We start from the raw sequence: 20,001 nt of genomic DNA on the forward strand, positions 1-20,001 counted from the left end.
AATGAAACCAACTAAAATCAAAACGATTCTCATTGGTCTTGGACGAATTGCTTCCAAACTGGAAAAGGATCCTTTTCGGAAAAAACCTTGCACTCATATGGGTGTGCTCATGTCTCCTTGGGGAAAAAGCCATTTTCAATTTGTATCCGGTTTTGATTCGAATCCTGAGGTATGTTTAGAATTCCAAAACCAATGGAAAACACAGTCGGAAACAGTGTTTCCAAGTTCGCTTGTCGAAAACAAATCGTTGCCCATTGATTTCGCGATTATCGCAACTCCGAGCCATACCCATGAAATGGTTGCAAAGGAATGTTTACAACTTGGAATCAGAAACCTCCTCATTGAAAAACCAGTCGCTATGTCCAAAAAGGGAGCGATGGCGATTGCAAGATTGTCAAAGGCAAAAAATGCGAAGGTATGGATCAATCATGAAAGGAGATACCACCCAAGTTATCTTTTTGTACGGGATGAATTAAAAAAAGGGAATTTCGGAATCTTAAAATCCATTCGTGCCTCCGTTTTCACTTCAGCAAAAAATCCAGGAATCGCATTTTCAAAGTTTGGTGGTGGGCCATTACTCCACGATGGAACACATGCATTGGATCTCATCCATTGGCTTGTTGGAAAACCAAAACTGATTTATGCAAAAATGGAAAGACCAAAAAAAGGAATGATCGAAACAAGGGCATTTGCTTGTTTTGAGACTAAACAAAATGTAGAAATTATTTTAGATGTATCTGGTGGAAGAGATTATTTTCAATTTGAAATCGATATCCATACAAGTTCACATCGTATCATATGTTCAAATGACGGTTTTCAGTTTTTTGAGTCAGCACCTTCCCAATTGTATAAAGGATTCCATAGCCTCAAATCCTACATACCCAAACAGTTTCCAAAACCGGAATCTTCCAATGCGTTTTTGGGAATCTATAAAGAAATTCAATCTGTCATTCATGGGAAATCAAATCATATGGAAGGAACATTGTCCGAGAATATCCAAATTTTAGAAAGTATCGAATCTATTTATAGGCACTAATTCATGAAACCAAACAAGAATCGATCTGTATCTGTTTATTCATTTGTTCTCAAAACATACCTTCAGTATCTTTACCTTACCAAATGGATCAAAAGAATATCTTCAAAAGAGAATTATGAAAGAAAGCGGATACTTTTTTTGAAAAAAAAAGGGATCGAAACTAAGAACTTATTTTTTCAACTAGGGGGAGTTTACATCAAAATAGGTCAGTTTGTCAGTAACCTGTTTCATATCCTACCTGAAGAATTCCTTTGGGAATTACAAGACCTACAAGATAAAATTCCTCCAAGAGACTTCTTTGAAATCAATACACGTTGGCAATTAGATTTTGGAAAACCCATGTCTGAACTTTTTGAAACATTAGACAAAGTATCCTATGCAAGTGCTTCGACAGCGCAGGTCCATATCGGCACTTACCAAAACAAAAAAGTAGCCATTAAAACTTTATACCCAGGGATAGAAGAGACAGCCAAATCTGATCTAAAAACTATTTCTAAAGTAGTTTGGATCATTGATCGTTTTGTCATTCAAATCTCAGGCAAAGAGGTAATCGAACAACTACAATCCATGATCCATGCTGAATTGGATCTTAGAACAGAATTAAAGAATTTGAAAATCCTCAAACAAATGTTTGCTTTAGAAAAAGATTTTTACATTCCAAATCCCATTGAGGAACTTTGTGGTCGGCATACCTTAGTCACTGAATTTGTAGAAGGAAAAAAGATTACTGAATTAGAAGGGGAACCCCTTTATTCCAAACGAAATCCAAATTTGGAAAAATTAATCAAAGCATATATCTTAATGGTATTTGATTATCGTTTTTTCCACGCTGATCCTCATCCAGGAAACCTGATTTTTATGGAAACAGGAGAATTATGTTTAATCGATTTTGGTGCCGTTCAGTCAATCTCTGAAGAAGAAACACAAATCCTTGAGCGAATCTTAGTGGGTGCCATGCGAAAGGATTACCATCTGGTTTCAGAATCCATGTATGAATTAGGTGCCGTAACAGAATCCTTATCGAAAGAAGAACTAACTAAGATTGTAAAATACTCATTGGAAAAACTAAATCGAATTTTAGCAGACACAAACCATTTTAGAAACTTAAGTTTAGATACATTACGTCCAGGAGATGATCTGCGTTTTTTAAAAGAAATCCAGGTTAGTTTAAAACAATTGTTAGCTAGTTTGAAACTCCCACCAAATTTCCTAAGTTTACATAGAGTTTTAGCATTGCTCCTTGGAAATTTTTCCTATTTAGATCCAACTCGATCCATGATAGAATATGCTGAGAAACCCTTTTCACAAATTGTACTCAAAGGAAGTAGTTTTAAGAAACTTTGGCGAGACGAAGGGGAAGAATTTCTAACGAGTTTGTTTTCTTTACCCAAAGAACTAAACGATTTTTTATATAAGTGGAATCGAGGTGAATTTCAGCCTAAACAAGATCATAAATGGGCAGAACTAAAACTTAGAGAAATTCTCACTTTTGGAATTTTAGGCACACTATTTTTCTATTTTGGAATGCATTATGCTGAAAAATTATGGAAAGAACCAAGCATAATATTTTATATACTATCAGGACTTAGTTTCTGGTCACTTGCAAAATCCAGTCTAAGTTTCTGGAAACTAAAATAAACGTAAAAAAGAACGATCCCCCGTATGAAATTACCTAACACACCATTTTTTTCTGTATTTAAACCTGGTTACTTGGCATTTGTGGCCTTTGGACTTTTTTTAGATTTACTCACTAAATATATCATTATTACAAAGATGTACGCACATGAAAGTATTCCTGTGTTAGGTGATTTTTTTAGACTTTCACTTACTTTTAATACAGGATTTGTGTTTGGATTATTCCAAGACAATGCATTACCTTCTTTATTCGCAACAGGATTTGCGATTGTTTTTTTAATCTTTTATCGATGGCAAAATTCTGATTTAGGAAATGTTTGGGGTTGGAACTTTGTTATGGCAGGTGCCTTTGGTAATTTTTTAGACAAATTTTTTGTCAAAATTCCAGGTTCGGGATTCCGATTTGGATTTAGCCCTGAAAAACCTGGGATCGAATTTATCGGAGTTGTAGACTTTTTGGACTTTGAATGGCCAGACTTTTTGCTCTTTGACAGATGGCCTGCGTTTAATGTAGCAGATTCTTGTGTTTCCATCGGAATCGTGATTTTATTGTTCACAATGGATTGGAAGGAATTGGATAAAAAATAATCCAACTTTTAATTAGGAACTAATCTACCCATTTAAGAAGTTTGTAATCCTCTAAGATTTCTTAAATGGTTGAGTGTTTTCGGTACCTCTAGGTTTTTTCTTGGAACTGTTTCCGATTGGGAATTTATAGTAAATAACTTCTCATCACATTGACAGATAAGGTTTTAAAAACATCTTTATCTTCTTCAATTTTTCCCACTTTCCAATTAATGCCTGAGGGAGATGCATACAAACTTCTAGCAGGTTTGCCTTCCGTAGATCCACAAACACGAATTAAATGAATGTTTTTTTCTTTTGCAAGGTTTTCGTAATCACTTAAATCATCTTCATATGTCCGATTAGGATTTGCAGTATCCAAATGGAAAATGATTTCAATATTTTCTTTTTTGAATTCTTCCCATATGGATTTGTTTTGTATATCTTCACCAAGTAATAATCCAAATCGAAGTCCACCCATAATGAAAATTGACTCCGTTACACCTTCCTTCACTTCAATGTCCACAGATGGATTAGGTGTTTTTTTCTCATAAAAATCAACTAACACAAGTGATTGGACAATCGGTAATGCAGCCACAAGTTTTCCACTTTCATTATTTCGGTAGTGACTACCACCTAGAATCACTCCAGTAAATTTCTCGGAAATTTCTAAGATATGATCTTGGTATTCTTTTTCGTGTTTTGTTCCTTCTTTCGGAGAAACACTTTGAAACAGGTGAGGGTAACCTTCAGGGAGTAATAAAAAATGTGCCTTACTTTGTTGGATTTTTACAATTTCATCATGGGTAAATCGTTTGTGCAGATTCTTTTGGTAAATTGCGATTTTTATGACTGCCATTAAAAAGGGTTTCCTTTTGGTAAAATGTCATCATCAGAAAGGTCATCAATACTGTCTTCATTTGTTTCATCTAGGTCAGATGTCTCAGTTGCAGTTGTTTCAATTCCTGTAGATTGCACTTCTCCGTTCCCAGACTCGGTTTCATTCTCCAAATCACTAGCATCTGGTGAATTATTTTCTTTCGCAGATTCTGACTCCACGCCAAACGATGACTTCATTTGTTCTGGAGTGAGCTCAACTAAGCCACCAAATAGATCTCCCGTTTCGATACGATCATGTAAGGCAAGTAAGTAACAATAAGCTTCCATGATACATTGTTTGACTGGTTTTTTATTGAGTCGTTTTCGCGACTCCATCGAATCCAATGTCAAAATATCATTCATGTTTGCTACAATTTCCTTTTTCCCCTTCATATCTTTGATAAGGGTGAGAAGGGAGTCTCTTGACTTTAAACTAAAATCTTTAATGGCCATCCTTACTGTTCTGGATTGTCCGGTTCGTTTTTGTTCGATTCCCGTTAGCTTTTTAGATGCTTCAATGTAATTTGCACCAGGATTTGCTTTGTGTTTTTCTAATTCTCTTAGTATATCGTGGTAAATTCGAAATTGGTCTATGATGGTTCTTGTACTTTCGTAAATGTCCAACATCTTTTGACGGTAATCAACCTTTACCCCGTTTATCGATCCAGGTTTGATATCGATTTTTTTGGTTGTCATTACAAAGGAATATTCATCATCAAATTCGTAAAAATAGAAAAGGGCGAGAAGGGCTTTATCCGCATCGGGAATGTTTGCATATTCATTTTTCGGATCAAATTTTTTACGCAATTTTGGGATTGAATACATTTGCATCAAACGTAAGCCATAAGCTTGTTCTTTGGATAAAGGAACTTCTTCTTCTTTCTCCTCTTCTTTGTTTGCGTTTTCTGCTTCTTTATCTTCTTTTGTTTCTACTGGTTTTCCACCTGGAACATTTTCCCCAGACTTTCTTTGACCAGGTTTGTCTTCAGGTGTAATTCCGAGAAGATTCTCCATATAACGAGATATCAGCGGGATATTTTTATTTTCTGCTCGAATCACAACTAGATACAAACGATCAAAAAATCCATCAAACAATGTGTCTATTTCTTGCAAAACTTTTCGTTTTTTGTTCGCATAAATCAGAGCAGGTTTCCCTTCTAACTTTTGTAATTCGTCGTAAGCTTGCGAAAACGATTTTTTTAACGTTTCTTGGTATGGATAAAGAATGTACATTCTTTTAAACAAAGAATAAATTTGGTTTCTGACTCGTTCAATGGCAACTGGAGATTCAGGTGCAGCCATGATGGGTTCAGTGATGTCTGTCAGTTCGGGGCCATTGTATAATTTTTGGCCCATCGCTAAAAGTTCGACGAGTAATGGGTTTATCCGATCGAGTGCTTTACTGAGTTGTGGTGAATACTGTTGGTTTGCGAGTAATTCATTTCCACTGTATTGGAGTTCGATCAGAGCCTGTTTTCCACGGATCGAAAAATCATGCATGAACTTAGGTGTTAGGTCACTTGACCCAAAGGAAGTGACTCTTGCTAACCAACATTTTAATTTGATCGAAAACCTTGCGGAAAAACTGCTGATTTCTTTTTCGTACTGTGCTTTGGAATCAAGTTGTGATTTGGAAGAACTCGAATCTTGTTTGGAAGGACTGCCTCCGCCACTGCCACCTCGGTTTCCTTGCCGACTGTCCTCATTGCCACGAGATACTGTGCTTTGTCGGACCTTTGGCTCTGGACGAGATTTTTTATTGTCATCATCCTTTGCAGGAGTTTTCTCTTTGATGACTTCTCCACCAGCGCTCTTAAACTTGTTGAACATATCCTTTCTTTGGGAATCGTCCAGTTTTCCTACGCCAATGGCTCGCTTGGTATTATCGAAATCGCCCATATATTTACTATCGTTCCAATTTCTCAATATGGGAACCCAATTTCTTTCAAAAAGCAATTTTTAGTAGATTCCCCCGTTTTTCGAAAAAGATTGGAGTCCAAAAGGAAAGACTATGGCAGATTATATCCTATCAGAAGATTTAAAAGAAGCAGTACAAGTGGCAGAGATCACAAAACGTCCGCTCCTTTTGAAAGGGGAACCTGGAACGGGAAAAACCCTTCTTGCAAGTTTCCTTGCAGAAACCAAAAATCTCCCTTTTTACAGATGGCATATCAAATCAACGAGCTTAGCCAAAGAAGGGTTGTACTTCTACGATGCGGTCTCCAGGCTCAATGACTCTCGTTTCCCTGAAGAAGAAGCAATGAATCGGGTGCGGGATGTCAAAAACTACATTCGTCTTGGTGCACTTGGGGAAGCTTTCCTTCATCCAAAAAAGTCAGTGGTTCTCATTGATGAAATTGATAAAGCGGACATTGAGTTCCCAAATGATTTATTACTCGAACTTGATAAAATGGAATTTTTTATCCCAGAAACCAAAGAACACATTGTAGCTAAAGAACGCCCGATCGTCATCATCACTTCTAATAATGAAAAGGAACTACCTGATGCGTTTTTACGTCGTTGTATTTTCCATTACATCGAATTTCCCAAACGTGAATCGATGAAAGAAATCATCAAGGCGCATTATCCTTCCATTGAAACTGAATTTATGGAAAAAGCACTCGCCATGTTTTATTCGATACGTAAAATAGAAAGCCTCCGAAAAAAACCATCAACCAGTGAGTTATTGGATTGGATCCAGGTATTACTAATTTCTGGAGAATCGTTAGAATCGAATAAAATCCCGTTTGCTGGTACATTATTCAAGTCAGAAGATGATTATAGGGTGTACTTAAACTAATATGTTCCTCGACTTTTTCTATAACCTGCGAAAAGAAACAGTTCCTTGTTCCACGGGAGAACTCATCGCGTTTTTAGAAAGTATTCGTAAACTCACAGATCCCACAGGTTATATTTCCCTCGAGCAGTTGTATAGGGTAGGAAGGCTCAATTTTGCAAAGGATTTAAAACACTACGATTCTTATGATGTAGCATTTGGAAAAACATTTGGAAGTTGGAAGGAACAAAGGATTCAGTTTCGTGAAGTTCTTTTGGAATGGTTAGAAGAAAATATTCCAAAAGATCTCTCTGATGAACAAAAACAAAAAGCACCTAACCTTAGTATGGAAGAAGTCATTGAAGAATTAAAAAAACGACTCGCCGAACAAAAAGAGAGGCATGACGGCGGAAGTAAGTGGGTTGGAACTTCTGGCACAAGTCCTTTTGGAAATTCTGGTTTTAACCCCAATGGATTATCAATTGGTGGGAATACTGAGGGAGAAGGAAACAGGTCAGGTGTTAGCCTTTGGAATGAGAGAAAGTACAAAGCGTACCGGGAAGATGAGGTTTTAGACACTCGTTCCATCCAGTTAGCTTTGAAAGAACTCCGGTTTTTGAAAAAGGAAGGAAAACGAGAACTCCATGTTGACAAAACCATTGACAAAACCTGTGAAAATGGCGGAGAAATTGAACTTGTAGAAGAACGAGAGAGAAAAAATTCCCTAAGGCTTGTCCTCATCATGGACATTGGTGGGAGTATGACCCCACATTCAGACAGGGTCAGTAAATTATTCAGTGCCAGCAGAGGTGTGTACCATTTCAAAGAAGTACATAATTATTTTTTCCATAATATCTTTCATGAATACCTATATGCAAATCATGAATTCCAATCTCGGATTTCCTTAAAACATTTTGAAGAAAAGTATAGGAAGAATACAAAACTTATTTTTGTAGGGGATGCTTACATGGCTCCTTACGAACTTATGGGAACACCTTACAATGTATATGCGTATCATTCCCATTCGAAAGAAGAAAAAGAAAAAAAAGCGAAGAGTGGGTTGGAATGTTTGAAGGAATTGGTTGGTTATTTCCCTGATTCTGTTTGGTTAAATCCAGAACCAAAACGATTTTGGGGAGCACCTACCATTGAGGCCATCGAAGATGTTGTGCCAATGTTTCCACTGACGATAGAAGGACTCAGAAAAGCTGTCAAACATTTGGTTTGAAGAAAAGATTCCTTCAGATTTGATTCATTTTCCCCTTTGTATTTGTCGTTAATTAGAGTAAATGTCCATTCAAATCTCCATTCCCAGTCTGGTCATTTGTCTCATTAACCTTTGTACTCTCGCGTTTTATTATTCGTTCTATCGCTTCCATTTTTATCGTTTTACAGAAGGTTTTTTACAATACACAGCCCTTGCATTTTCCTTATTTAGCGCAGGGATTGCCATTGGGTTACAAGCAATGTTTTTGCAATTGGTACCAAGTGGAGGACCAATTTGGAATTCTTTTTTTCTATCTTCCTTTGTGGAAGAGTTTGCGAAGTTACTTGGCATTTACCTCTTTTTTAGCAAAAACCAAGATGAGTTCACTGTGACCGATGGAATTTTTTATGGATTGGTTTTGGGAGGAGGATTTGGGTTAGTTGAAAACATTCTTTATTTTATTAACACTGGACTTTGGTCCCAAGTCTTACGATCCATCACGGCACTTCCCATTCACATGATGAATGGAGGTCTCGTGGGAGCCTTTACGATGATGTTTCTCTTCCATAAAAATCCCGTTTTTAAATGGGGGAATTTACTCAGTGGATTTTTAGTCTGTGTTTTTTTCCACGGGTTGTACAATCTTTCTCTTTTCCAAGAAATTGACCTCCTTCTCATTTTACCCATTTGTATTTTGGCATTGTTTTTTTTACTTGAGGTCACGATTGCAAAATCAAGGATCCTTGTTCCAGGTCATATTTTAAAATTGATGGATATGAGTATGGAAGAGTATGAAATTTTGAGCAGGCACAATCGTCATGAAGGATGGATACAAAATGTCCAAAAACATATTTCCACTTCAGGCATTCGTTTATTCCAATACCCAAATCTCCGCCATACCATACTGACGATTTTCTTTTTAGTACCAGGGATTTTTTCGATTTATTTGTTATACGATTCACCTGAATGGATCGGTAGAAAATTTCCAGATTTAGCCCTCCAAGATTATTTTGCTTTATTTGTGATGTACCCAATTGTCCTTGCTTTGATGTTTTTCTTTGCAGGAATTTTAAATCCCTATTTTTTTAGGGATCGAATGTTAGCTGTACCATTGTTTAGTTCCGTTGACATGCATGTTGGAAACAAAGAAGAAAATTCGGCAATTTTTCATATCAAAGCCAATCTCTTTTATCTACCAACCTCACAAAATTATGAAAAGGAAACGAAAGCCAGTTTTGATTTATGGTTAGGACTCAATTGTTTTTCGGGATTAAAAGGAAAAGTCCTTTGGAGTCGCGAAAATGAAGAAGGGAATTGTGGAGTGATGTGCCAACTTGATTCGATTCCATATGCTTTTTTATTGAAGTGGAACTACTTTCGCTTTAAACAGAATTTAAAAAATCTATTCCTTAGAAAAGTCCAAGTATAACTGCGTTAACATTCAAAATTTAGATTCAAAACTAAAACCATATTGTAAAAACTCATTTGGTTTTTGTGAATACACATTCAATTGGTTAAACAATGTGTTTGGTTTGTAGTCTAACATCGGTTTTAAATAGACAGCTTGTGAATTTTCTTTATTTGATTCTCTTTGTCCTAAATAAAAACTATCTATAAAACTATATGTCAAAATAGAAGCAAAAACAACTCCATAAATGGTAAACCTTTGCCTGTGGAAATCATAACGATCATTACCGATGGTATTCGCAAATAAGAATACACGTCCATCTCCCGTTGGGATGTATTCAATGTCTTGGTTAATTGCTTTAACGGACATATTGTACTCATATGCCATACCGATACCTGAAAGAAATGCAGACCCAAACAATATTGCCGCTTTGCCATATTTTTTTTCAGAAATGGAAGCATAGCCTGGAATCACTTTTGGTGTTTCTTCTTTAATCACTTTAGCAATGACTGATTTATTTTGGTAATCAAAAGATTCAAAATCGAGTGCATCAGCTGATTCTATTTTTTTATCTTCTGTTTCAAAGTTCATCTTCCCTCGGTCGAGGGATTTGTATGTTCCGAAGATTTCTTTGTTGCTAAAAACCCATTTTCCTTTTGCACCAAATTGGATGTATCGATCCACTGGGAGACCAGATTCTTTTTTGATCTTAAGTGTTGTGATTTTTCGAATTGGGATTGTTTCCAATTCCAAGGGACTACTTTTTTTGGAAAAACTAGCACTTGTTTTTGTGAGCCTTGTGAGGATTAGATCACAGTCTTCCACCCCAAATGTTTTGTAATCAGCACAAGCGGGCAGGCCATCGTAACCTACATCAATTCCTAACACGTCTTCATTGGGGAATTTATACCGTTTGACTTGGTCCACCCATTCCACATGAGTGGGGGTAACATTCTGGACTTTACCATTCAGTACTTCCCCCGATTTTAAGCGGATTTTGTCAGCAAATAGATCGAACCCAAATAGGACCAACCCAAGGAAAAAAAGGGTAGGTCCAATCTTACGAATCTTTGCTATGTGGAACATTAAAACCAATGGAAATTCTCAATTTTGTGATAGATTTCTATCACTTGATTATCGACAATACTAGTAATTGCCGTGAACAAAAGCAAAATCAAAACGACGAATTCCTTACGCTTTAAGATTGGACTCTTTTATTCTCTCTTAGCCTTCCTTAATATCATCTTTTTTACGGTGATGATCTTCGAAAACCAGTCAGATTTACTCCTAAAAAACTTCCAGTTCCAATCCGAGAATTTGGCTAATACCATCCTTACCGACATCCAAACCATCGGACTTTCGAGTGAAAGGGATGAAAGTTTTGAAGTTTTCCGAAAAACTCTCAAACTGTATGAAATTAACAAATTTTCGATCTTTGATGCCGAAGGAAAAATCCTACAAGCAGAACCTGAATCAAACACTTCAAATGTAACCATCCCTGATTCCGTACTCAAAAAAACGAAGGAAGTTTCCGCTGATAAAGAAGGAAACTTATTCAAAGCCAGATACAGCTTGGATTTAAATGAATCCGATTTTACTGTCGATTTTCTTTTACCAATTCGCCTCTCTGAAGGAAAGGAAGTATTTTTATACACACATTTTAATATTTCAAGTATCCAAGACAGATTGAAACAACTCTACATCCAAGTAGGTTATGCTGTCATTTGGGGAGTTGTCTTTCATATCATTTTTGCAATTCTTGTGTATCGAGCGATTTTCAAACGTGTAGGTGATTTGGAAATTGCATCTAAGGATATGGCAACTGGTAATTTAGAATCAAGGGTCAATTGGAAATTTAAGAGTGATGACGAACTAGATAGTTTAGGTAAGTCATTTAACCAAATGGCTGAAGAGATTCAAAATAAGGTAACAACCATTACTCGCTTAAACCAAGAGATTAACCAAGAACTCCAAATCGGAAAAGAAGTTCAGGAACTCTTTTTACCGTCAGTTAAAAAATTCAAAAAATTCAATATCGGAAAATTATACCGACCTATGCGAGAGGTTTCGGGGGATTTGTACCAATACTTTCAAATTCCTGAAAAAAACTTTTATGGATTTTTTTTGGCGGATGCATCGGGACATGGAGTTTCCGCTGCTTTAGTAACGGTTGTTATGGCAATGTCAATCCAATCGATCATGAAGGAAAATCCAGCGCCAATCCACGCAATAAACTCGTTAGGTGAAGTGATTGCAAATCGACTCCAAGCTTCCTTTTTTGCTACAGGTGTATTTGTGGTTTTTGATGAACCAGGTGTTGTTAAATTTGTAAATGCAGGCCATAATGCACCATTTATCATACGTCCTTCCACAAAAGAAGTTCGATTTATCGACAGTTCTGGTCCACCGCTCGGAATGGGAGATGACATTCAGTATTCCCTTGAATCCTTTCCAGTTGAACCAGGTGATAAAATCATTCTGTATACGGATGGGGTTGTGGAAACACCAATCAAAGAAGGTGGTTTGTTTGGTTTAGATCGTTTTACGGAAGTAGTATTAGAAAATATTCATTTGTCCAACGCTGAAATTGTAGAGAAGGCGATGGCACTCCTTGATGAAAAACATGAAGAGTATAAGGATGATGTTACGATGTTAGTCCTTGATGTACCAGAATGAAAAAGTTTTTCTTTTTCTCTATGTTTGGATTTTTATTCTTATTCTTCGCAATGGCATCAGAAGCCATTGTGAGTGTTAAATTACAAGAATTAAGATTTGGAATCTTAAGAGACCAATTGATGAATTACGAACTTTCATCGCAGACTTTGCGTGAACGTTTAAAACAAATGTTCTTATCAAAAGATGATTATATGACTGAAGTGAAAGTGAATATCCTTGAATCTGGGATCATGAACTCAGAAACAGAAGGATTAGATCTTAAAATGAACTGGAAAGATAAATTTGGTTTGTATGTCATCAATTCTGTTCGATTTCTCAATTTAAAGTCTCCTCTAGAACTAGAAGAACAACAAAAAACAATCATCCGATTACAATTTGCTTTTTATATGGAGAGAACGAGGAAATATCCGATTGCTTCCAAAAAATACCAGGAACTTGAAGAATCAATAACTGCTACTTTATCAGATGAGATGGCTTTCACATTATTACACCACGGATATTGTTTGGTGATGATGGGAGACCGCGATAAAGCGTATGTAAAACTCAATAAAGCTATCGATTTGTTCCCGGGATCTCATTATGCAGAAAATGCATCTCTTCTCATCAGTTTTCTAGAGGATGGACAAAAGAAAAAAGAAGAACTTAAATCCAAAAAGAAATCACCTGAAGAATTGGCATATTCACTTTTCCAGAGTGGCGATTATGAAGAAACACTCAAAACCTTAGAAAGTTTACCTACACTAACCAATGACCAGTCATATATAAAAGCTCGTTCCATGGAAGAACTGGGAAAAACTTCCAATGCAGTAAAAGAATATATCCAGTTGGTAAAACAAAAAGAAAATAAGGAAGTTGCGATCCGTGCCAATCGAAGGTTACTCCTGATTGGAAATTTTTACCAAGAGAACAAATCATTAGTTGCCTTTTCTAAAGAAGAAGCAACCAAGTTAGGTGATAGTAAGGCTGCTGAAAATATCGAAGAAGGGAAAAGTTTAGTCCTTAAACCTGTCATCATTGAAAAAATCCTAAAAACGGAAAGTTCTGCTAATTTATCAAAAGAGGAAACAACGGAACTCAACCAAATCAAAGATGAAATCAAACTTTCGTTAGAGGATTCCAAACAAGAAACAAAAAATTTAGCCTTAGTTGTTTCAGAAGAAAAAATACCTCTTGTTCCAGAATCAAGTCCCACATCAGAAAAAAAGGCAGAGGAACCGCCTAAGAATCTAACTCAGAATAAAGAGGCAAATGCCCCTCTCAAATTAAAAGTGAAGTTAAGAGATGGAAGGGAAGTTGTCTGCGACGAAGTCCTCATTGAAGGGAACTTAGCAAGCCTTAAGTTAGGTAGCTTTGGTTTGAATTTGCCTTATGATCTCATTGTGTCTGTCCAATCAAGCCAACCCAAAAAAGGGAAAATCAAAATTGGAACGAACACTGGCGTTGCAGGTGAAGCTTCAAAATGGATCCAAAACCAAAGTGGAGATTGGGTGTTGTCTAAGGATTCGGAAAATCCAGTGACTAGAGCCGAGGTAAAGTACTTTCGGCTCTAAGGATAGGAAGGTGGATTACGGAAGTTCCGCTTCTCCACCTAAAATGGTAAAAAATTTGTCCAAACTGGATAATTTCAAAATCACCATCACATCTTGGCTCACATTCAGAAGGAAAAATTGACCTTCTTCTGATTTGAGTTTCTTTTGCAAATTGGCAAGGAGAGCAATCCCAGAGGAATCTAATAATTTGATATTAATCATATCAATTGCTACCGATTCTGCTCCATCATCAATGATCTTATGGAGCTCTTTTTTGAGTGCGGGTGCAGAATAAATATCGAGGGAACCCTCTAGAGTAACAACTGTATGATTTTTAACTTGTTTTGTTGTGAAATTCATTGAACTTCCTACTGGCACGTATACTATCTGTTTTTACACAAATTTTGTAAAGAATTTTTGTAGATTTGGTTCCCAACAGGGACCTTCGTTACCAATCTACTAGAAAAAACCCTAGTTTTGCAATTTTTTCAAGACTAAAGTGATCGCTTGGTTGAATCCATCATAACCACCTTTATCATAGTCATTCAATTCTTTGTATTCCAAATCATTCATATCTAGCAATAACTTTCGTAACTCGTGTTCTAAATACTCTTTTCGGATATAACTCGTTTCAAAAACCTTCGGATGCACAGAGTCCATTTGACGAAAAATCATTGAAAATTCGAATCATTTTTAGGTTGAGATTTTTAGAATTTTCCCTATTCTGAACGAGGGAGAACCGCCTCACCACAACCATAATGGGAAGTCCAATCAGTGTTTTAATTCTAGAAAACGATTCCAATAGCGTTTTTGATATTGTTCGTGAAATGAAATCCAATGGACTGAGTCCACTTTATAAAGTTGTCGAATCCTTTGGTTCTTTTGAAACCACTGTCTTGGAAGAAGATTGGGATGCGATCATTTGTAGTACACGAAAACCATTTTATTTAGAAATTTCGCTTTATCTAAAATTCTTAAACGAAAAAAAAATCGATATCCCGGTCATACTTTTATCTGACCCTGAAGACTTTCAAAAAAATTTACAATATATGAAGTCTGGCGTAAATGATATCATTGATCGCAAAACCTTACTTAGGTTAGGGGAAGTGTTAGAAAGAGAAAGAAGGGAATTGGTTTATCGAAAGGAAAAAAATACCACTGAAAGTTTTTTATTCCAATCTTTAAAAGAAATCCAATTGCAAAAATTTGCATTAGACCAAGCCAATATTGTTTCAATCACTGATGCAAATGGAATCATCACTTATGTAAATGAAGCATTTTCAAAATGTACTGGTTATTTAGTTACGGAATTACTAGGACAAAATCATAGAATTTTAAAAAGCCAAAACAAAACAAAAGATGAGTGGGCAAAAATTTGGGAAAACATTCACAAAGGAAATGTTTGGCGAGGCGAAATACTCAATACTAAAAAAGATGGAAACGGGTTTTGGGTTGATACAACGATAGTACCTTTTATTGGAACAGATGGGTCGGTGTTTCAATACATTGCAATCCATCATGACATTACTGATCGAAAATTAGCAGAAGAACAACTAACTCACGATGCATTTTACGACAATCTAACAGGATTACCCAATCGTGCCTTGTATCTTGCAAGGATTGAACAAAAAATTTTCACCTATAATATCAAAAAAGACGGATATCCAATCTTATTTTGTATCAATATAGATAATTTTAAACGCATCAATCACTCTCTTGGGAATGATGCCGGTGATAAAATTCTAATTATTTTTTCTCAAAGGTTAAAACAGTTCTCTGATAAAGAAGCCGTCATCACTAGGTTAGGTGCAGATAATTTTTCCATTTTACTCAACCATCTGCTTTCGATTGAAGAAGCTTTTGATTATGCATACCGATTACTTGAATACATTGGTGATCCAATTCCAATTGGTGGATATGAAATTTATTTAACAGCTTCCTGTGGGATCTCTGCTTTTGGACTTGGTGGAAAAGAAGCAGATGTATTACTCCGTAATGCTGAGATTGCAATGTTCCATGCAAAATCGCAAAAAGTGGGCACTGTGGCAGCTTTTAACCAAGCAATGCAGGAAAAAATTCACTTCCAACTTGAAATCCAAAATGATTTAAAAAGAGCACTCAATCAAAACGAAATTTCTGTTTTTTACCAACCAATTTTAGACTTAAATACTAACAAAATTGGACATTGGGAGGCGCTCGTTAGGTGGCGTCATCCACAAAGGGGGATGGTATCACCCGCAGAATTCATTCCACTTGCAGAAGATTCTGGTTTGATTGTCCCAATTACCAGATTTGTTTTAGAACAAACTGCCAATGTGATCGAAGAAGTACAAACCAAAAAAGGTTATCCAATTTCAATTGCAGTGAATTTGAGCCCTCAGGTGTTCTTTGATCAAAATATCTTTCATTGGATTGTTGACTTACACAAACAACGAAAAATTCCATACACTTCACTTCAGGTGGAAATCACTGAAAGTTTAGCTATGAAGAATTTATCAGAAACTGTACCTATTTTATCAAACCTAATTGATATAGGTGTAAAAGTGGCACTAGATGATTTTGGAACTGGTTTCTCTTCTTTATCTTATTTAGAAAAACTTCCTCTTTCCATTTTAAAAATTGATAAATCATTTTTAAATAATGTGCATGTAGGGTCGAAAGAAAGTTATTTACTAATTTCCATCATCAATATGGCTCACGATTTGGGTTATTCGGTCGTCGCAGAAGGTGTTGAAGAGTTAGAACAACTAGAGCTCCTGAAGTCATTTAAATGTGACGAAATCCAAGGTTATTGGTTATCTAAACCAATACCATTCCCTGAAATCATTCCATTCTTAGATTCATTTTATAAAAAGGAAAATAAATGAAACACTTACGAATTTTAAGTCTAGTTCTTTTTGTCTTACACTGTAATACTTCACCAACAGGTAGAAAACAAATTATTTTGGTCAGTGATGGCGAAATGAATGAAATGGGAACTCAAGCTTTTGATGATCTAAAATCAAAAACACCAATTGATTCAAGAAACAATACAAATTCATATGTAAAATGTATCGTTGATTCAGAGTTAGGTGTTACTACCGATACAACAGGTGTAGATTCTTGGGAAGTGATTGTATTTAAAGACAATACTCCCAATGCATTTGCCTTACCTGGTGGGAAAATTGGAGTCTTCACTGGAATGTTTTCTGTAGCAAAGAATAAAGACCAACTAGCAGCGGTGATAGGGCACGAAATAGGACATGTCATAGCAAGGCATGGAAATGAAAGGGTTTCCCAAAATCAATTGGCTTCAGGTTCTGTGAAACTACTCGAAACCCTTGGGAAACCGACTGTGGCAGGAGCTCTCGGAATGGGTGCAAAATTTGGTGTTTTGTTGCCATTCTCAAGACAACATGAATCAGAAGCAGATTTGATTGGTTTAGAAATTATGGCAAAAGCAGGATTTGATCCAAGAGAAAGTGTCAATCTCTGGAAAAATATGAGTGCACTCGGTGGTGGAAAACCAAACGAACTTTTATCAACCCATCCTTCTGATGAAACAAGGATGAAACAATTAAACCAAGCCATGCCGAAGGCAATGGCATTGTTTGAATCTGCACTACAATCTGGGAAAAAACCAAATTGTGTTATGTGAAGGAGTTACTCACAAAGTAACTTCCTTCCTGCAATTTTACAATTTCTAGATTTACCATCATCCATTAATACTCCGATACCTTCTTGGCCATCGGAGGTAAAATCTCCTGAAACCGATTTTCCATCTTTGAAACTATAGGTTCCTTTTCCATTGATTTGGCCATTCTGGAATTCTCCAACATACTTATCACCGTTTTTGAAATTGTATTCACCAGGGCCTTGTTTTTTATCTTCCACATAAGTTCCATTGAACTTTTCACCATCGGCATAGAGAAAGTTTCCAGCACCATCTCTTAAATCGTTTTTGAAGGAACCTGTATAAATGTCTCCATTCTCATAAACATATTTACCAACACCATTGACACAATTCCCTTCGATACATCCAAATTTTTTCCCACCTTTTTCGGGGTCTTCCATATTCACATTACGTGAGTTAGATTTAGTATCCTGGTTTTTGGAATCTGTAGTTTCTTTTGGATCATTGGATGCACATGATACAAATACTAATAAAAATGAAGTAATAAGAATGGTTTTCCAGTGATTCTTCATAAATCCCCCAATGGCTTAAATGATCCGAGATGGCAGTAGAAAAATCAATTCAAAAAGTAATTTTGGATATTCTGAAAGGAAGTACTAGGTGGATTGTTTTCCTGGACTTTTCCATTTTTTTTAGCATTGGCTATGTTTTTTGGTTCTAAAGTTTCATATAATTTTAATTCTTTGTCCAAATCTGACAAAAAACGACTAACAGAAGTAAAATGATTCTTATCATTAAATGCCGGATTTGTTAGAAAAAGTAGATCTTTTGCTCTCGTTACTGCCACATATAACAAACGTCTTTCTTCTTCGAGTTCTTCTTTTGTCCGAATACGATGGTTTGGTAAATTTCCCTCAACCACCTGCATCGTAAATACCACTTTCCATTCTAATCCTTTTGCAGAGTGGATTGTGGATAATGTCAAATATTCATCTTTTGATTCATCAGAGTTTCCAATGAGTTTCCCTTCTACAGGATTGAGAATTAAATTGGAAAGATAATCTGATAACTGAGTTTCGTTTTTTGATAAGAGTAAAAGAGAATCCAAATCCTGTTTTCTTTTTTCCGAATCATCATAGTTAACTTCTAATACTGGAATATAATGAGTTAAAATGAATTCCAAAACTTGGTTTGTAGATTGTTGGACAGGGGATAGTGAGTCTAAACATCCCATCAGTTTAGAAAAAGATTGTTTTGTGTTTTCTGGTAATCCAAGGAAAAAATTGGGATCGTTTTTCCATTCGAATTGGTTGGATTCCAATCGTTTGTATAATATTTGAGAATACTTTTTACCTATATGTTCTTCTAATAATAAAATTCGATTCCAAGAAAGGATGTCTCTTGGATTCTCAACCACTTTTAAATAGGCAATGACGTCTTTTACATGAGCCAAATCCAGAAATCGTTTTCCACCAAACTTACGATAGGGGATTTTTTTTGCGTTTAACTGGACCTCCAATAAATGCGAAGAGAAACCTGAACGAAATAAGACGACCATTTGTGACAAGGGGAACCCTTCTTCGTAAAGCTCTAAAATTTTTTCTGCCATCCATTCCGCTTCTTCTTCATAAGACTCGATTGTTACCAAATAAGGAGGTAAGGATTGTTTTTGTGTGGCTGCGATTAAATTCTTTTTATAATTTTCTGAACTTTTTTCTAATACTGCATTCGCAAGGTTTAGAACAGGTTGGACACTTCGGTAGTTTTTTGTGAGTTGGATGGTTTGTGTATTGGGGAAAATTTTAGGAAAGTCCAACATGTTATGAACACTTGCTCCACGAAAACCGTAAATACATTGTGCATCATCACCTACAACTAAAATGTTTTGATGAATACTTGCCAGTAAACAAGCAATATGCGCTTGAATTTTATTGGTATCTTGGTATTCATCTACTAATATGTATTCATAAGTAGAGGACATTTTTTGCCGAATTCTTTCATCCGAGACAAGAATTTTGCGAGTGAATTCTAATAAATCATCAAAATCGAGTGAGTTGTGTTTGGCTTTGAGATCGACAAACTTTGTTTTGATTTCTTGGATTTCTTTTGTGATACCAAGAAACATTGGATATTCTTTTTGTAGGTATTTTTCTAATGAAATTTGTAAATTGAAACAAGATGAAAAAATTTCGGCGAGTGTTTCTTTTTTAGGAAACCGCATCTTTGTTCCTGTTGTGACAACCTGTTCTCTCGCCATTCCAACTAATCCAACAGTGTCTTCTTCATCCAATATCGTAAAATTAGAATCTAATGAGATAACACTGGCAAACTTACGTAAAAAATGATGGCAGAAGGAATGAAAGGTTCCCCCCCGAACAGACATCATACGGTTGTCCAAAATTCCAGAAGCTCGACCCAACATTTCTTTCGCAGCACGCCTTGTGAAGGTAAGTAAAAGGATGGATTCAGGATTTGTACCACTTTTTACCAGATGGGCCAATTTATGGACGAGGGTATTGGTTTTTCCTGTCCCCGCACCAGCAACCACTAAAATCGGGCCTTTCTCAGCCAAAACCACTTGTCTTTGGGCATCGTTCAGTTCCTGGTCCACAATACAGAGATTCGTTGTCGGGATTCTGTTGACAAACGGAAATTATTCTATTTGATAGTGGAGACTG

At 36.2% G+C, this 20,001-nt stretch carries 17 protein-coding genes; 10 read left to right on the forward strand and 7 right to left on the reverse strand.

Annotation, left to right across the window (positions count from 1 at the left end; genetic code table 11):
- Window position 1 precedes the first annotated feature (1 nt).
- Genes CH354_RS08420 through CH354_RS08430 form a run of 3 tightly spaced genes read left to right on the forward strand, consistent with a single transcriptional unit; the run spans window position 2 to window position 3,259 of the window.
- Window positions 2-1,036 (forward strand): Gfo/Idh/MocA family protein, encoded by a 1,035-nt coding sequence (locus CH354_RS08420; protein WP_100726834.1) that lies wholly within the window; start codon window positions 2-4, stop codon window positions 1,034-1,036.
- 3 nt (window positions 1,037-1,039) lie between these two features.
- Window positions 1,040-2,674 (forward strand): ABC1 kinase family protein, encoded by a 1,635-nt coding sequence (locus tag CH354_RS08425; RefSeq protein WP_100726833.1) that lies wholly within the window; start codon window positions 1,040-1,042, stop codon window positions 2,672-2,674.
- A gap of 24 nt (window positions 2,675-2,698) precedes the next feature.
- Window positions 2,699-3,259: a lipoprotein signal peptidase gene (locus tag CH354_RS08430; RefSeq protein ID WP_100726832.1), complete on the forward strand. Its 561-nt coding sequence runs from the start codon at window positions 2,699-2,701 to the stop codon at window positions 3,257-3,259.
- A gap of 124 nt (window positions 3,260-3,383) precedes the next feature.
- Here the strand turns inward: CH354_RS08430 and CH354_RS08435 are convergent, their stop codons facing one another.
- Together CH354_RS08435 and CH354_RS08440 are read right to left on the reverse strand one after the other, a co-directional pair.
- Window positions 3,384-4,094 carry an amidohydrolase gene (locus CH354_RS08435; protein ID WP_100726831.1) on the reverse strand — a complete coding sequence of 237 codons (711 nt, stop codon included), beginning with the start codon at window positions 4,092-4,094 and terminating at the stop codon, window positions 3,384-3,386.
- Window positions 4,094-6,013 carry a hypothetical protein gene (locus tag CH354_RS08440; protein ID WP_100726943.1) on the reverse strand — a complete coding sequence of 640 codons (1,920 nt, stop codon included), beginning with the start codon at window positions 6,011-6,013 and terminating at the stop codon, window positions 4,094-4,096. The genes CH354_RS08435 and CH354_RS08440 overlap by 1 nt, the downstream gene beginning before the upstream one ends.
- A gap of 112 nt (window positions 6,014-6,125) precedes the next feature.
- On the opposite strand from CH354_RS08440, the gene CH354_RS08445 reads away from it, so the two are divergent.
- The 3 genes from CH354_RS08445 to CH354_RS08455 all read left to right on the forward strand — a co-directional run bounded on the left by CH354_RS08445 (window position 6,126) and on the right by CH354_RS08455 (window position 9,526).
- Complete coding sequence (locus CH354_RS08445; RefSeq protein ID WP_100726830.1) at window positions 6,126-6,914, forward strand: AAA family ATPase; 789 nt, start codon at window positions 6,126-6,128, stop codon at window positions 6,912-6,914.
- Window position 6,915: 1 nt separating this feature from the next.
- Window positions 6,916-8,118, forward strand: coding sequence for a vWA domain-containing protein (locus tag CH354_RS08450; protein ID WP_100726829.1), 1,203 nt, complete (start codon window positions 6,916-6,918; stop codon window positions 8,116-8,118).
- Window positions 8,119-8,179: 61 nt separating this feature from the next.
- Window positions 8,180-9,526, forward strand: a complete 1,347-nt coding sequence (locus CH354_RS08455; protein WP_100726828.1) for a PrsW family glutamic-type intramembrane protease — start codon at window positions 8,180-8,182, stop codon at window positions 9,524-9,526.
- Between the two features lie 12 nt (window positions 9,527-9,538).
- Here CH354_RS08455 and CH354_RS08460 read toward each other — a convergent pair whose 3' ends face one another.
- Window positions 9,539-10,591, reverse strand: coding sequence for an LB_137 family protein (locus CH354_RS08460; RefSeq protein ID WP_409036350.1), 1,053 nt, complete (start codon window positions 10,589-10,591; stop codon window positions 9,539-9,541).
- 72 nt (window positions 10,592-10,663) lie between these two features.
- Between CH354_RS08460 and CH354_RS08465 the strand changes: the two genes are divergently transcribed.
- A complete protein-coding gene (locus tag CH354_RS08465) occupies window positions 10,664-12,181 on the forward strand; it encodes a PP2C family protein-serine/threonine phosphatase (protein ID WP_100726826.1) in 1,518 nt (505 codons plus the stop codon).
- Complete coding sequence (locus CH354_RS08470) at window positions 12,178-13,731, forward strand: tetratricopeptide repeat protein (protein WP_100726825.1); 1,554 nt, start codon at window positions 12,178-12,180, stop codon at window positions 13,729-13,731. The genes CH354_RS08465 and CH354_RS08470 overlap by 4 nt, the downstream gene beginning before the upstream one ends.
- A 15-nt stretch (window positions 13,732-13,746) precedes the next feature.
- On the opposite strand, the gene CH354_RS08475 is transcribed toward CH354_RS08470, so the two are convergent.
- Window positions 13,747-14,070, reverse strand: a complete 324-nt coding sequence (locus CH354_RS08475; RefSeq protein ID WP_100726824.1) for an STAS domain-containing protein — start codon at window positions 14,068-14,070, stop codon at window positions 13,747-13,749.
- A 111-nt stretch (window positions 14,071-14,181) separates the two neighbouring features.
- Window positions 14,182-14,361 (reverse strand): hypothetical protein, encoded by a 180-nt coding sequence (locus CH354_RS08480; protein WP_100726942.1) that lies wholly within the window; start codon window positions 14,359-14,361, stop codon window positions 14,182-14,184.
- 107 nt (window positions 14,362-14,468) lie between these two features.
- On the opposite strand from CH354_RS08480, the gene CH354_RS08485 reads away from it, so the two are divergent.
- Entirely contained in the window at window positions 14,469-16,577 is a 2,109-nt protein-coding gene (locus tag CH354_RS08485; protein WP_100726823.1) for a putative bifunctional diguanylate cyclase/phosphodiesterase, read from the forward strand.
- The gene (locus CH354_RS08490; protein WP_100726822.1) at window positions 16,574-17,347 is read left to right on the forward strand and encodes a M48 family metallopeptidase; all 774 of its coding nucleotides are present in this window, start codon (window positions 16,574-16,576) and stop codon (window positions 17,345-17,347) included. Before CH354_RS08485 ends, CH354_RS08490 begins: the two co-directional genes overlap by 4 nt.
- Window positions 17,348-17,352: 5 nt before the next feature.
- Here CH354_RS08490 and CH354_RS08495 read toward each other — a convergent pair whose 3' ends face one another.
- Both CH354_RS08495 and CH354_RS08500 read right to left on the reverse strand, forming a co-directional pair.
- A complete protein-coding gene (locus tag CH354_RS08495; protein WP_100726821.1) occupies window positions 17,353-17,895 on the reverse strand; it encodes an MORN repeat-containing protein in 543 nt (180 codons plus the stop codon).
- A gap of 44 nt (window positions 17,896-17,939) precedes the next feature.
- Window positions 17,940-19,934, reverse strand: coding sequence for an ATP-dependent helicase (locus CH354_RS08500; RefSeq protein ID WP_100726820.1), 1,995 nt, complete (start codon window positions 19,932-19,934; stop codon window positions 17,940-17,942).
- Between the last annotated feature and the right edge of the window lie 67 nt (window positions 19,935-20,001).

Origin of the sequence: Leptospira levettii, assembly GCF_002812085.1 — a bacterium.
Taxonomy (GTDB): Bacteria; Spirochaetota; Leptospiria; order Leptospirales; family Leptospiraceae; genus Leptospira_A; species Leptospira_A levettii.

Excerpts from the sequence above, each read along its gene's own strand:
- CH354_RS08475 (WP_100726824.1), bottom strand. The coding sequence starts at position 14,070 with ATGAATTTCACAACAAAACAAGTTAAAAATCATACAGTTGTTACTCTA.
- CH354_RS08460 (WP_409036350.1), bottom strand. The coding sequence starts at position 10,591 with ATGTTCCACATAGCAAAGATTCGTAAGATTGGACCTACCCTTTTTTTC.
- CH354_RS08485 (WP_100726823.1), top strand. The coding sequence starts at position 14,469 with ATGGGAAGTCCAATCAGTGTTTTAATTCTAGAAAACGATTCCAATAGC.
- CH354_RS08490 (WP_100726822.1), top strand. The coding sequence starts at position 16,574 with ATGAAACACTTACGAATTTTAAGTCTAGTTCTTTTTGTCTTACACTGT.
- CH354_RS08430 (WP_100726832.1), top strand. The coding sequence starts at position 2,699 with ATGAAATTACCTAACACACCATTTTTTTCTGTATTTAAACCTGGTTAC.
- CH354_RS08495 (WP_100726821.1), bottom strand. The coding sequence starts at position 17,895 with ATGAAGAATCACTGGAAAACCATTCTTATTACTTCATTTTTATTAGTA.
- CH354_RS08450 (WP_100726829.1), top strand. The coding sequence starts at position 6,916 with ATGTTCCTCGACTTTTTCTATAACCTGCGAAAAGAAACAGTTCCTTGT.
- CH354_RS08470 (WP_100726825.1), top strand. The coding sequence starts at position 12,178 with ATGAAAAAGTTTTTCTTTTTCTCTATGTTTGGATTTTTATTCTTATTC.
- CH354_RS08425 (WP_100726833.1), top strand. The coding sequence starts at position 1,040 with ATGAAACCAAACAAGAATCGATCTGTATCTGTTTATTCATTTGTTCTC.
- CH354_RS08455 (WP_100726828.1), top strand. The coding sequence starts at position 8,180 with ATGTCCATTCAAATCTCCATTCCCAGTCTGGTCATTTGTCTCATTAAC.
- CH354_RS08420 (WP_100726834.1), top strand. The coding sequence starts at position 2 with ATGAAACCAACTAAAATCAAAACGATTCTCATTGGTCTTGGACGAATT.
- CH354_RS08440 (WP_100726943.1), bottom strand. The coding sequence starts at position 6,013 with ATGGGCGATTTCGATAATACCAAGCGAGCCATTGGCGTAGGAAAACTG.
- CH354_RS08435 (WP_100726831.1), bottom strand. The coding sequence starts at position 4,094 with ATGGCAGTCATAAAAATCGCAATTTACCAAAAGAATCTGCACAAACGA.
- CH354_RS08445 (WP_100726830.1), top strand. The coding sequence starts at position 6,126 with ATGGCAGATTATATCCTATCAGAAGATTTAAAAGAAGCAGTACAAGTG.